The sequence below is a fragment of the Aurantimonas aggregata genome, from assembly GCF_010500835.1.
Classification (GTDB): domain Bacteria; phylum Pseudomonadota; class Alphaproteobacteria; order Rhizobiales; family Rhizobiaceae; genus Aurantimonas; species Aurantimonas aggregata.
This window is the reverse complement of the sequence record NZ_JAAAMJ010000002.1, coordinates 224,615-236,966: the sequence shown is the minus strand read 5'-3', so window position 1 is coordinate 236,966 and position 12,352 is coordinate 224,615. Positions and strand designations below refer to the sequence as shown.

General features: G+C 66.5%; 12 protein-coding genes. 8 read left to right on the top strand and 4 right to left on the bottom strand.

Features of this window, described 5'->3' with window-relative positions; translation table 11 throughout:
* Both GTW51_RS05410 and aceA read right to left on the bottom strand, forming a co-directional pair.
* Positions 1 to 264, bottom strand: coding sequence for an SMc00767 family acetate metabolism repressor (locus GTW51_RS05410; RefSeq protein ID WP_163042876.1), 264 nt, complete (start codon positions 262 to 264; stop codon positions 1 to 3).
* Positions 265 to 330: 66 nt separating this feature from the next.
* On the bottom strand, positions 331 to 1,635 hold the full coding sequence (gene aceA / locus GTW51_RS05405; protein ID WP_163042875.1) for an isocitrate lyase: 1,305 nt from the start codon (positions 1,633 to 1,635) through the stop codon (positions 331 to 333).
* Between the two features lie 371 nt (positions 1,636 to 2,006).
* Between aceA and GTW51_RS23495 the strand changes: the two genes are divergently transcribed.
* From GTW51_RS23495 to GTW51_RS05370, 8 genes are all read left to right on the top strand, one after another.
* Positions 2,007 to 2,153, top strand: coding sequence for a hypothetical protein (locus GTW51_RS23495; protein ID WP_203565899.1), 147 nt, complete (start codon positions 2,007 to 2,009; stop codon positions 2,151 to 2,153).
* A gap of 67 nt (positions 2,154 to 2,220) precedes the next feature.
* A complete protein-coding gene (locus tag GTW51_RS05400) occupies positions 2,221 to 3,642 on the top strand; it encodes an XRE family transcriptional regulator (RefSeq protein WP_163042874.1) in 1,422 nt (473 codons plus the stop codon).
* A gap of 123 nt (positions 3,643 to 3,765) precedes the next feature.
* Entirely contained in the window at positions 3,766 to 4,560 is a 795-nt protein-coding gene (locus tag GTW51_RS05395; RefSeq protein WP_163042873.1) for an aspartyl/asparaginyl beta-hydroxylase domain-containing protein, read from the top strand.
* 21 nt (positions 4,561 to 4,581) lie between these two features.
* Positions 4,582 to 5,094 (top strand): GNAT family N-acetyltransferase, encoded by a 513-nt coding sequence (locus GTW51_RS05390; RefSeq protein WP_163042872.1) that lies wholly within the window; start codon positions 4,582 to 4,584, stop codon positions 5,092 to 5,094.
* Between the two features lie 147 nt (positions 5,095 to 5,241).
* A complete protein-coding gene (locus tag GTW51_RS05385; RefSeq protein ID WP_163042871.1) occupies positions 5,242 to 6,336 on the top strand; it encodes a polyamine ABC transporter substrate-binding protein in 1,095 nt (364 codons plus the stop codon).
* 70 nt (positions 6,337 to 6,406) lie between these two features.
* Positions 6,407 to 7,549 carry an ABC transporter ATP-binding protein gene (locus tag GTW51_RS05380; RefSeq protein WP_163042870.1) on the top strand — a complete coding sequence of 381 codons (1,143 nt, stop codon included), beginning with the start codon at positions 6,407 to 6,409 and terminating at the stop codon, positions 7,547 to 7,549.
* Between the two features lie 19 nt (positions 7,550 to 7,568).
* Positions 7,569 to 8,468, top strand: coding sequence for an ABC transporter permease subunit (locus GTW51_RS05375; protein ID WP_163042869.1), 900 nt, complete (start codon positions 7,569 to 7,571; stop codon positions 8,466 to 8,468).
* Positions 8,465 to 9,283 carry an ABC transporter permease subunit gene (locus GTW51_RS05370; protein ID WP_163042868.1) on the top strand — a complete coding sequence of 273 codons (819 nt, stop codon included), beginning with the start codon at positions 8,465 to 8,467 and terminating at the stop codon, positions 9,281 to 9,283. Before GTW51_RS05375 ends, GTW51_RS05370 begins: the two co-directional genes overlap by 4 nt.
* 20 nt (positions 9,284 to 9,303) lie before the next feature.
* Here the strand turns inward: GTW51_RS05370 and GTW51_RS05365 are convergent, their stop codons facing one another.
* Both GTW51_RS05365 and GTW51_RS24450 read right to left on the bottom strand, forming a co-directional pair.
* Entirely contained in the window at positions 9,304 to 10,389 is a 1,086-nt protein-coding gene (locus GTW51_RS05365; protein ID WP_163042867.1) for a hypothetical protein, read from the bottom strand.
* 66 nt (positions 10,390 to 10,455) lie between these two features.
* The gene (locus GTW51_RS24450; protein ID WP_163042866.1) at positions 10,456 to 12,213 is read right to left on the bottom strand and encodes an AsmA family protein; all 1,758 of its coding nucleotides are present in this window, start codon (positions 12,211 to 12,213) and stop codon (positions 10,456 to 10,458) included.
* Positions 12,214 to 12,352: the final 139 nt, after the last annotated feature.

Here is a 12,352-nt window from a genome sequence, read left to right as displayed (position 1 = left end):
TCAGGCGCCGGTCTTGACCACCACCGGGATGAGCAGGTCACCCCAGTTGCCGTCGCCGCCATGATGACGGGCCGAACGCACGAGCTCGACCGAGACGCCGGACTCCACCGCCTTCATCACCGACTGGTTCAGCCGGTGGAGGTCGTTGGCGAGCATGCGGATCGCCGCCTGCTGGGCTTCGTCCATGGCGGAGGACTGCTCTTCGGCGCGTTCCTTCACCCTTGTGCGCGGGCGGTCTTCGCTGTGGCTGATCGTGGCACTCATCGTTTCTCTCCCGTTGTCATTGCCGAATGATCCCGCGTGGCGACACCGCCACCCGGGACGTCGTGCCTATTCCGCCGCTTCGCTCATCGGCGCGACGGCCTTGAACTGCGCGCTCTCGGTGGATTCGCCCATGGCGGTCGTCGAGGAACTGCCGCCGGTGATCGCCATCGACACGGCGTCGAAATAGCCGGTGCCGACTTCGCGCTGGTGCTTGGTGGCGGTGTAGCCGTCCGCCTCGGAGGCGAACTCGGCCTCCTGCAGCTCCGAATAGGCGGCCATCTGCCGGTCCTTGTAGCCGCGCGCCAGCTCGAACATGCCGTGGTTCAGCTGGTGGAAGCCGGCGAGCGTGATGAACTGGAACTTGTAGCCCATGGCGCCGAGCTCCTTCTGGAACTTGGCGATCGTGGCGTCATCGAGGTTCTTCTTCCAGTTGAAGGAGGGCGAGCAGTTGTAGGCGAGAAGCTGGTTCGGATGCTCCTTGCGCACTGCCTCGGCAAAGCGTTTCGCCTGATCGAGATCGGGCTTGGAGGTCTCGCACCAGATCAGGTCCGAATAGGGCGCGCAGGCGATGGCCCGGGCGATGCAGGGCTCGAGGCCGTTCTTGACCCGGTAGAAGCCCTCGGGCGTGCGGCCGGCGTCGTAGTCGACGAAGGGCTGGTCGCGCTCGTCGATGTCGGAGGTGATCAGCTTGGCGGCTTCCGCGTCGGTGCGGCAGATCACCAGCGACGGCACGCCCATGACGTCGGCCGCGAGGCGGGCTGCCGTCAGATTGCGGATATGCGCCTGGGTCGGGATCAGCACCTTACCGCCGAGATGGCCGCACTTCTTCTCCGAGGCCAGCTGGTCCTCGAAATGCACGCCCGCGGCGCCCGCCTCGATGAACGCCTTCATGATCTCGAAGGCGTTGAGGGGCCCGCCGAAGCCGGCCTCCGCGTCGGCGACGATCGGCGCGAACCAGGTGTCGACCGACATCTCGCCTTCCGCGTGCTCGATCTGGTCGGCGCGCTGCAAGGTGCGGTTGATGCGCCGGCAGAGCTCCGGCGCGGCGTTGGCCGGATAGAGCGACTGGTCGGGATACATCGACGAGGCGGTGTTGCTGTCGGCGGCGACCTGCCAGCCGGACAGGTAGATCGCCTTGAGGCCGGCGCGGACCTGCTGCATCGCCTGGTTGCCGGTCATCGCGCCGAGCGAATTGACGAAGTCCTCCGAGTGGATCAGCTGCCAGAGCCGGTTCGCCCCATTCTCGGCCAGCGTGTAGCGGATCTGCATGGAACCGCGCAGCCGCTGGACGTCCTCGACGCCGTAGTCGCGGGTGACGTTGTCGAAGCGGCCTTCGGGGGCCGAGGGAACAAGGTTGTAAAAATCGGTCATGGCAGGTGATCCTCCGTATCGGTCGGCGGCGCAGTGACAATCTGCGACAGCGCTCGATTCGGAAGATGTCAGGGGCATGCTGGGGATTACAGCCTTGTTCGTCCGGCGGGCCATCGAATTCGGGTCGTCTTGTCGAAGTCTTCACAAGGCTCGCTTGTCAGTATGTCACAATTGTCATAGGATGTTAGTCGCCCGGTATCGGTCCTTGTGCCGCTCCGCGTCCTGTGGCGGCGCCGCCACAACCGTTCGTATTTTCGCTAAATCACCATCCCGCAACACAAATTGGCCGCGCCAGCAGATGATTCGAAACTTCCTTCTGCGATCGTTCCCCCAGTCGTCGGTGAACGAGCGAATGGATGATGGAGTAAACGATGCGTGCCGTGCGTACCGTGTTGAGTCTGCTGGGGCTGATCCGCGACGAGTCGCAGCGGCCGTATCGTCCGGAGCGCTATTACATGCGCGGTCCGGGGCCTGCCTGTCTGCGTCGGATGCAGAGCGGCGGGCCGCTCGCCCACTGAGGCGAGACGCGCTTCGGCGCGGTGTTGTACTGGGCCCTGCCGCGTCCTCGCTGCACGGCCGCCGCTGATGGCCGAGAACAAGATCTTTGCCGGTCCGCGCATCCGCCGCATCCGCAACGGGCTCGGCCTGACCCAGACGGCGATGGCCGAGGCGCTCGGCATCTCGCCGTCCTATCTCAATCTCATCGAGCGCAACCAGCGCCCGCTGACGGTGCAGCTGATCCTCAAGCTGTCGCGCACCTACACGATCGATTTCACCGATCTGCAGGGCGGCGAGAAGCAGAACTCGCTCGCCGAACTGCGCGGCGTGTTCTCCGATCCGCTGCTGTCGGGCGAACTGCCGGGCGAGCAGGAGCTGCTCGAGGTGGCGGATGCCGCGCCCAACGCGGCGGCGGGCATCGTCAAGCTCTACCGCGCCTATCGCGAACAGCAGGCGCGACTGACCGATCTGTCGGTGCTGCTCGCCCGGGAGGGGCGCGAGACGCGGCTGGCAGGAACGCGGCTGCCGATCGACGAGGTCCGAGAGACCTTCGAGACGCGGCCTAACCACTTTCCGGCAATCGAGACGGCGGCCGAGCGCTTTCATCAGGTGCTGGCCCCGGGCGACGACCTGATGGCCGGGCTGAAGGCCTGGCTGCGCAGCGAGCACGACGTCTCGGTGCGCGTGCTGCCGGTGCAGACCATGCCGAACTGGCGAAGGCGCTTCGATCGCCATTCCCGCCGGCTGTTCCTGTCGGAACGGCTGGCGCCCGCCGACCGGCTCCGCGAGACGGCGATGGAAGCCTGCCTCCTCGCCTTCGGCGACGTGATCGCGGCGGAAAACGAGACCTTCGGCTTCTCCAGCGACGAGGCGCGCCGGCTGGGCCGCTTCGAGCTGCTGCGCTATGCGGCGCACGCACTGATGATGCCCTACGCGGCGTTCCAGTCGGCCGCCCAGCGCGCCGCCTACGACGTCGACGTGCTGCGCGGCCGCTTCCAGGTCTCCTTCGAGCAGGCCGCCAACCGGCTGACCATGCTGCAGCGCCAGGCGGCACCCGGCGTTCCGTTCTTCCTGCTCGAGGTCGACAATGCCGGCAACCGCTTCCGCCGCGCCGGGGCGCGCGGCTTTCCGACCCAGCGCTTCGGCGGCGACTGCCCGAAGCTGCCGATCCATGCCGCCTTCGCCCAGCCGGGACAGATCCTCGTCGAGGCGGCGCAGATGCCGGGCGGCGCCGAATTCCTGCTTATCGCGCGAACGCTGGAAGGCCTGCAGGCGGGGTTCGAGGAGCGGCCGCGCCGAACCGCAATCCTCATCGGCTGCGACATCGGCTTCAAGGACGAGACCGTCTACGGCCGCCATCTCGGCGGGGCGCCGGTTCCGACCGCTATAGGTCCGGCCTGCCGTCTGTGCGAACGCCAGGGCTGCCTTGCCCGGGCGGAGCCGCCACTGACCCGCCCGCTCGGCCTCGACGAGATGGTCACCGGCCTGTCGGCGTTTGACTTCCAGTAGGCGCGGAGCCACATCCGGCCTGCCGCACCGGCGATTGTCGCAAAATCGTCATGAAGCCCCCGGCGGCAGATTGGCTGGCTCTCCAGCGATCGCAAGGCGTTTTGACCTGAGTGAAGTGAAGCAATGGACAAGCCTGTCAGCCAGCAGAAACTGAAGACCGAGGGCCTGGAGGACACGCTGACCCGCGAGGGTTTCGTCGTCCGCTCGGTCCAGCGCCTCGTCGACGGCGCCGAAAAGCTCAATCTCAAGCACTCCGCCGTGGGCAATCCGCCGGTGTTTCCGACCGACGCCTTTCCCTGGGCGCGCGAGGTCGAGGCCGAATGGCGGCTGATCCGCGGCGAGCTGGACAAGATCCTCGTGCGCAAGGGCGAATTGCCGGCGTTCCACGAGATATCGTCGGAGGTGCGTTCGATCTCTTCCGACCAGAACTGGAAGACCTTCTTCCTCTGCGGCTATGGCATCAAGTCGGAGGAGGCGATCCGCCAATGCCCCGAGACCTGGCGGATCCTGCAGAAGATCCCCGGCCTCAAATCGGCAATGTTCTCGATCTTCGAGCCCGGCAAGCACCTGCCGCCGCATCGCGGCCCCTATAACGGCGTGCTGCGTTTCCATCTCGGCCTGATCGTCCCGGACCAGCCCGACAAGGTCGGCATCCGCGTCGACGACCAGACCTGCCACTGGGAGGAAGGCAAGGCGCTGATCTTCGACGACGCCTACGAGCACGAAGCCTGGAACCACTCGGACGAAGTGCGGGTCGTGCTGTTTGTCGATTTCGAGAAGCCGCTGACCTTTCCCGCCAGCCTGACCAACAAGGCGGTCCTGAACATGGCGGTGTTCACCCCATTCATCCGCGAGGGGTACAAGGCTCACAAGGCTTGGGAAAAGCTGTTCTATGGCGAGGGCACCAAGCACCGCTAGGCGAGAGGAGCGCTCCGGTCGATGACGATGCGAAGGGACAATCTGCAATGGCGGGCGATGGCGAGCGCCGATCTGCCCGCCGTCGCCGAACTCGCCGACCGGATCCACCCGTTGTTGCGGGAGGATGTGGCGATCTTCGCCGACCGGCTGCGGCTCTATCCGCAAGGCTGCCTGGTGTTGGCCGATGGCGAGGGCGGCTGCCTCGGCTACGCGGTCGGCCATCCCTGGACCCAGGGGGCGCCGCCGAAGCTCGACACGCCGCTCGGCGCGCTGCCGCAACCGGCCAACTGTTTCTACCTCCACGACGTGGCGGTCGCCCCCGAGGCGCGCGGCCACGGTCTGGCGGCACCGGCCGTCGAGCACCTGCTGGAACTGGCGGAAGCCTACCGCTGCGCCGCTTTGGTATCGGTCTACGCCACGGCGCCGTTCTGGTCGCATTTCGGCTTTGCCGAGGCGGCCGGCCGGCTGCCGCCCGGCGCTCTCGCCTCCTACGGCGCGGATGCCCGTTACATGATCCGGATGACGCCGCGCTGAGCAGTGCTCCATCGTTGTGCAAACGTCATCAATCGGGACTGGAAATCACGGTGCCGATGCCCTTATGGTCGCTACCACCACATGCTGGTGTTGCGGGCGGCCACCCTGGCGGCCCGAACGGTTCACCGCAAACAGGGGGCTTCGTCGATGAAGCAGTATCTTTTCGGGGCGGCGGTAGCGGCTCTTGCCATGACCCTTTCGCCCGCCAGCGCCCAGGAACGCGTCGTCAACGTCTATAACTGGTCGGATTACATCGACGAATCGATCCTCGCCGACTTCACCAAGGAAACCGGCATCCGCGTCGTCTACGACGTGTTCGATTCCAACGAGATCGTCGAGACCAAGCTGCTCGCGGGCGGCACCGGCTACGACATCGTGGTCCCGACCGGCACCTTCCTCGCCCGCCAGATCCAGGCCGGGGTCTTCCAGCCGCTCGACAAGTCCAAGCTCACCAACTGGGACAATCTCGACCCGCAGGTGATGGAGCGGCTGGCCCGCTACGATCCGGAGAACCAGCACGCGATCAACTACATGTGGGGCACGACCGGCCTCGGCTTGAACGTCGGGATGGTCGAGGAGCGCCTCGGCGAGGATGCGAAGCTCGACACGTTCGACCTGTTGTTCGACCCGGAAACCGCCGCCAAGCTGGCCGATTGCGGCATCTACGTGCTCAACACGCCCGAGGAAGTGGTGCCGGCGGCGCTGAACTATCTCGGCCTCGATCCGAATTCGGACGAGCGGGAGGATCTCGACAAGGCGCAGGAGCTGCTGCTCTCGATCCGCCCCTATGTCCGCAAGTTCCACTCCTCCGAATATATCGAGGCGCTCGCCAACGGCGACATCTGCATGGCGCTGGGCTGGTCGGGCGACATCCTCCAGGCGCGCGATCGCGCCGCAGAAGCCGGGCAGGGCGTTGAGATCCAGTACGTGATTCCCGAGGAGGGTGCCGTCACCTGGCTCGACAACATGGCAATCCCTGCCGACGCACCGAATGTCGAGGAGGCGCACGAGTTCCTCAACTACATCATGCGGCCCGAGGTGATCGCCAAGGCGACCAACTACGTGAACTACGCCAACGGCAACGCCGACTCGAAGGAATTCGTGAACGCGGACATCCTCGAGGACCCGGCAGTTTATCCGCCGGAGGAGACGCGCCAGCGACTCTATGCGATCGACCCGAAGGACCCGGCTGCGCAGCGCCTGCAGACGCGGCTCTGGACCCGCGTCGTCACAGGCCAGTGACAGGCCTGAACCAAAGCCGGGGCGGTGACGCCCCGGCTTCCGGTACCCACTTGCGGAGGCAGTTCCCCCGATGAAGGCGCAGTCGCTTGGCAGCATCCGCAAGAGCTTTGCGCCCTGGGCCGATCCCACTCAGCAGCCCTATATCGAGTTCGACGCGGTCACCAAGGACTTCGGCAATTTCACCGCCGTCGACGACCTGACGCTGTCGATCTACCGCCGGGAGTTCTTCGCGCTGCTGGGCGCGTCCGGCTGCGGCAAGTCCACGCTTCTGCGGATGCTCGCCGGCTTCGAGACGCCGACAAAGGGGCGCATCGTCCTCGACGGCGAGGACCTCACCGGCACGCCGCCCTACCGGCGGCCGGTGAACATGATGTTCCAGAGCTACGCGCTGTTCCCGCACATGAGTGTCGAGAACAACATCGCTTTCGGCCTGAAGCAGGAGGGCATGGGCAAGGGCGAGCGCGCCGACCGCATCGCCGAGGTGCTGAAGCTGGTCAAGCTGGAGCCCTATGCCGCCCGCAAGCCGCACCAGCTCTCCGGCGGCCAGCGCCAGCGCGTGGCCCTCGCCCGCTCGCTTGCCAAGCGGCCGAAGGTGCTGCTGCTCGACGAGCCGCTGGGCGCGCTGGACAAGAAGCTGCGCGAGGAAACCCAGTTCGAGCTGACCGACCTGCAATACGAGCTCGGCATGACCTTCATCGTCGTCACCCACGATCAGGAGGAGGCGATGACCATGGCGGACCGGATCGCCATCATGGAGAAGGGCCAGATCGTCCAACTGGCCGCCCCGCCGGAAGTCTACGAGGCGCCGGCCTCGCGCTTCGTCGCCGACTTCGTCGGCAGCGTGAACCTCTTCGAGGGCAAGGTGGTTCGCAAGGATGCCGCCCGCATCGTGCTGGAGGCGCCGGGCGGCGGCGAGATGGTGGTGGATTCGACGGCGCCCGCGGAGATCGGCGAGACCGCCTGGTATGCGGTGCGGCCGGAGAAGCTGCGGATCTCGGCCGAGCCGATCGAGGGCGCCAACGTCCTGTCCGGCGAAGTCTGGGAGATCGCCTATTTCGGCGACATGACGTCCTTCCACATCCGGCTCGACAACGGCCAGATCGTGCGCGTTTCGATGATCAACCGGCACCGCTTCAGCCCGCTGCAGCTGACCTGGCACGATCGCGCCCATGTCGCCTTCGATGCCGATGCCGGCCTGCTCCTCAACCGGTAGAAGTCAGGATAAGCGGGCGATGGCAGCAGCAAGAACCAGCCTCTTCAAGCGCGTCGTCATCGCGGTGCCCTATCTGTGGCTCGCGGCGCTGTTCCTCGTGCCGTTCCTCATCGTCTTCAAGATCTCGGTCTCGAACATCGCGACCGCGATCCCGCCCTACACGCCGACATTCGGGGATCCCTCGACCTGGCTGGAGTCGCTCGGCCAGCTGACGCTCGACAACTATCGCTGGATCGTCGACGACGCGCTCTACATCAACGCCTACGTCTCCAGCCTGATCATCGCGGGAATCTCGACGTTCCTTGCGCTGCTGATTGGCTATCCGCTGGCCTACGGCATGGCGCGCGCGCCGCTTGGCCTGCGGCCGCTGCTGGTGATGCTGGTCATCCTGCCGTTCTGGACGAGCTTCCTGATCCGCGTCTACGCCTGGATCGGCATCCTGAAGCCCGAGGGGCTGCTGAACCAGTTCCTGCTGTTTCTCGGCGTCATCGACACGCCGCTGATCATCACCAACACCCACACGGCGATCTATATCGGCATCGTCTACTCCTACCTGCCCTTCATGGTGCTGCCGATCTACGCCAGCCTGGAGAAGATGGACGACACACTGCTGGAAGCCGCCGCCGATCTCGGCTCGACGCCGGCCCGGGCGTTCTGGCGGATCACCTTCCCGCTGTCGCTGCCCGGCGTCCTCGCCGGCTGCTTCCTGGTCTTCATTCCCGCCGTCGGCGAATTCGTCATTCCCGACCTGCTCGGCGGGTCGCGGACGCTGATGATCGGCAAGACGCTCTGGCTGGAGTTCTTCAACAACCGCGACTGGCCGGTCTCCTCCGCCGTCGCCATCGTCCTGCTGCTGCTCCTGGTGGTGCCGATCATGATCTTCCAGCGGGTCCAGGCCCGGCAGGAGAATGCCGCGTGACCCGCCGCTGGTCCGGCTTCAACATCGCGTCGGTCGTCGTCGGCTTCGCGTTCCTCTACCTGCCGATCGTGCTGCTGATCATCTACTCGTTCAACGAGTCGCGGCTGGTGACGGTCTGGACCGGTTTTTCGACCCGCTGGTACGTGCAGCTGTTCGACAATCAGGGCCTGATGGACGCCGCCTGGGTGACGATCCGCGTCGGGCTCCTGTCGGCGAGCGTCGCTACCGTCCTCGGCACACTCGCGGCGCTGGCGCTGACCCGTTACACCAGCTTTCGCGGTCGCATGCTGTTCACCGGCATGGTCTTCGCGCCGCTGGTGATGCCCGAGGTGATCACCGGCCTGTCGCTGCTGCTCTTGTTCGTCGCCATCGACTTCAACCGCGGTTTCTGGACCGTGACGCTCGCCCACATCACCTTCTCGATGTGCTTCGTCGCCGTCGTCGTCCAGTCGCGGCTGGTCTCGATCGACCGCTCGCTGGAGGAGGCCGCGATGGATCTCGGCGCGACGCCGGCCCGCACCTTCCTGTCGATCACGCTGCCGATGATCTGGCCGGCGGTCTTCGCGGGCTGGATGCTGGCATTCACCCTGTCGCTCGACGATCTGGTGATCGCCAGCTTCACCTCCGGACCGGGGGCGACGACCCTGCCGATGAAGATCTACAGCCAGGTGCGGCTGGGCGTGACGCCGGAGATCAATGCCGTCTGCACCATCCTCATCGCCATCGTGACGGTGGGGGTGATCCTCGCGGCGCTCGTCAACAAGCGCAACGCCTTCGTCAAGCAGCGGGATGAACGGATGGCGGCCGGCGCCTGACGCCCGCAGCCCCGTCGTCGTCAGTTCCGGCAGTCGCAGGACGTCGTGTGGGCCGATTCGATGGCCGTGAAGGTGCGCTCGATCGCCGCGAGCATCGGATCGCCGCCCGGCGCTGGCCGGTGCGCCAGATAGTCCAGCGCTTCGATCGCCGACAGCGCCGCGAGCAGCGCGCGCCGGGTCGGCGCCTCGCTTGCCGGAACCGTCGTCGCTGCGAAGGCGGGCTGCAGGGCGGCGAGCCGCGCGAGAACCGGGCGCTGCTCCGGAGCATCCGCCTCTTCCTCCGCGTCGCCCATGTCCTCCTCGGTCAGGCTGGCGACGAGATCGCGCGCCGCGGCGATCGCGATCAGCCGGTCGATGGCGGCGAGACGGTCCGCGTCAGTGGCGAGCGGGATCGGCGCCACCATGGCCAGCGGCGGCAAATCCGGATCGATCCGCGGACCCTGGAAATCCTTGAAGGTGGTGTTCGTCTGCATCGGGTCGATTGCCGGATCGCGCTCCAGGCCGCGAGACGGCCGGAAATCGACGATCGACAGGAGCAGGTTGCGGTATGGTGGGGCATAGCGGGGCGACGGCGCCGGCCTTGCGGCCGCTTCAGCCGCCCGGATCGCCTGGCGCGTGGCCTTCGCCTGCACCGTCACCAGCGCCTCGCCGTCTGTTGCCCCGCCGCCGACCCGGGCGATCTGCGCCCGCAACAGCGCGAGGTAGTCGACGACACCACCGCAGAGAAACGGCGTCTCCTCCTGCGAAAGATAGTCGCCGAGTTCGCTCGTCACGCGATCCGCCAGCCAGCGGCTGTCGGCGCTGGCCAGCCAGGCGGGCCGCCCGCGGCCACGGGCGAGGCTGTTGGCCTCCTTCAGTGCGGCCATCTCCTCGCGGCTTCGCGGCATGCTCGGCGGCGCGAACACGAATGCGCCGGGCATCGCCCCGTCACCCTTGAAGGCGATGGTCTGCGCGGCTTTCAGCGCGGCGTATTCCTCTGCTTCGATGGACGACAGCGCGGCGTGAAATCGACCGGAACAGGATGGTTCGGCCGCTGAGGCAGGGGCGGCCGCAACCAGGAGCGTCGACAGGGCAGCGACAGCGAGGACGCGGGCGGACATCGTCATACGGGAAGCATCCGTGGATGGCCGGATGCGATGTCGCCGATAGCGTCGCCGAAAATGGCCGATGCTCTATCGCGACGTCACGTCCGGGTTGGGCCAATGGCCTGCCATCGTGAACGCGACTGGTTTCGATGTGGTGAATTCGCCGTTGTTGGACGCGGTCATCGGGGTGGCGGAATCGAAGGTCCCGCGAATCCGCATCTCGTGCGTCAGCGCCGAAAGCACCCCTGCGGCCCGAACGGTGCCGGTGCCGCTGGCGAGAACGAACTCCCGCAGATGGATCCGCGGCCCGAATGTGGCGAGGCGGGTTTCGAGCCTGGTGAAGGGTACGGTGGCGCCTGAGGTACCTTCGGCGAGCGCCCGCGCCCCCGGTCGGCGGAACACGTCGGGGTCGAAGCCGGTCAGCACTCCGCTCTGGGTTCTGACCCTGGTATCGAACTGGACGTTGCGCGAGATCGAAGCCCAGTCGGTGACCGGCGTCGTCATCTCGGCCGAGATATCGGACCGGCCGGCGACTCCCACGAGGGTGATGTCGAGCGCGGCGAACAGTGCCGCGGTATCGACGTCCGACAGGGTGAGGTGACCGGTCGCCTGCGGCGGCATCTGATCGGAATCGACGACGATGTTCGCCTGGCCGCGGCCGCCCAGCAGGATGGCGTCACCGACGTCGATCGTCGCCTTTCCGTCGGCCACGAGCAGTGCTGCGGCGACGTCTTCGGCCGTCACCGCGCCGAGCATGGCGCGTTCGGCGGAAAGGCGAAGGTCGAGACCGATCTCCTGGGTAAATCCGACGTCGATCCTGCGTGTCAGATCGAAGGGATCGTCCGGCAAAGGCGCCACGGCTCGCACGAGGGGCGTGAGGTCGAGCCTTTCGAAGGCCAGCGTCCCGCCGACCGTTGCCGTGTCGCCGGCAAAACTTGCCTCCAGCGCGCCGCGGCCGTTGCTGCCGGCGATCCGGACGTCGGCATTCTGCAGGTTCGCGTCGACACCGGCGAAGATCAGGTCGCCCGCCACCGAGAGCGCGCCGACATTTGGCACCGGCGCGCTCGGATCGGCGAGCCAGTCGATGCTGCGGCTGAGCGAGGGACTCTCCAGCTGAACGCGGCCGGTGATGCCGGCATTGCGGTCGAGGCTGGCATCACCGTCGAAGCTCGCCACCAACGTCGGCGAAGACATGACGAAGTCGACGCTGCTGGATCCGCCAGTCATCAGGGCCTTCTTCGACCCGAGCTTGATGCGCATGGTCGTCGTGTCGCCATTCCACACGAAGCTTCCCGCCGCATCGAGGCCGTCCCCCCCTGCGCTGCGGTTGACGACCAGGTTGGCGTTGCTGAAGCCGCCCGCCTCGTCACCGGCTCGGAAGACGCCTTGGCGGATATCGACCATCCGCGCGCTTGGCAGCCGCGCCAGAAGTTGCATCGCCATGGCGCGCGGGCCGTCTGCCGGAGGCGCAACCACCGTGTCGGATAGATCGGTTCCGGCGGGCCCGGCCGGTTCACTGGCTTCGGCATGATATTCCGGCCGGATCAGGACAAGCCGCGATATGCTGGCTCTGCCGAACATGGCATCGACGGGATCGAGATCCGCGACCACACGCTCGACGCGCAATGCTTCGCCGTCGTCCATGCGCAGTCGTTCGGCGCTGATTCGGGTTATCGGCAGGAGCGAGTAGCTTACCGGACCATCGATCGACACGGGCCCGCCGACCGCCCGCTCGAGTTCAGCCAGAAGCATTCCCCGCGCTTCGTCCGATCCGAGCGAAAGCCGCGGCAGCACGACGAGGGCGGCGACAAGGGCAAGAGCGCCGAGCACGATACCGGCGCGCACCCGACGCTTCGCGAACGCATGAACCGCTCGTTCGAGCCGGTCTCGGGGGGAGGGCCGCGTCACGAAACATCCTTCTTCAGTCGCGCCATTTGTAATCGTCCCAAGCTCCAGAAGCAAAGCCTTGGGGCAGACCGCATCG

Excerpts from the sequence above, each read along its gene's own strand:
- GTW51_RS05410 (WP_163042876.1), bottom strand. The coding sequence starts at position 264 with ATGAGTGCCACGATCAGCCACAGCGAAGACCGCCCGCGCACAAGGGTG.
- aceA (WP_163042875.1), bottom strand. The coding sequence starts at position 1,635 with ATGACCGATTTTTACAACCTTGTTCCCTCGGCCCCCGAAGGCCGCTTC.
- GTW51_RS23495 (WP_203565899.1), top strand. The coding sequence starts at position 2,007 with ATGCGTGCCGTGCGTACCGTGTTGAGTCTGCTGGGGCTGATCCGCGAC.
- GTW51_RS05400 (WP_163042874.1), top strand. The coding sequence starts at position 2,221 with ATGGCCGAGAACAAGATCTTTGCCGGTCCGCGCATCCGCCGCATCCGC.
- GTW51_RS05395 (WP_163042873.1), top strand. The coding sequence starts at position 3,766 with ATGGACAAGCCTGTCAGCCAGCAGAAACTGAAGACCGAGGGCCTGGAG.
- GTW51_RS05390 (WP_163042872.1), top strand. The coding sequence starts at position 4,582 with ATGACGATGCGAAGGGACAATCTGCAATGGCGGGCGATGGCGAGCGCC.
- GTW51_RS05385 (WP_163042871.1), top strand. The coding sequence starts at position 5,242 with ATGAAGCAGTATCTTTTCGGGGCGGCGGTAGCGGCTCTTGCCATGACC.
- GTW51_RS05380 (WP_163042870.1), top strand. The coding sequence starts at position 6,407 with ATGAAGGCGCAGTCGCTTGGCAGCATCCGCAAGAGCTTTGCGCCCTGG.
- GTW51_RS05375 (WP_163042869.1), top strand. The coding sequence starts at position 7,569 with ATGGCAGCAGCAAGAACCAGCCTCTTCAAGCGCGTCGTCATCGCGGTG.
- GTW51_RS05365 (WP_163042867.1), bottom strand. The coding sequence starts at position 10,389 with ATGACGATGTCCGCCCGCGTCCTCGCTGTCGCTGCCCTGTCGACGCTC.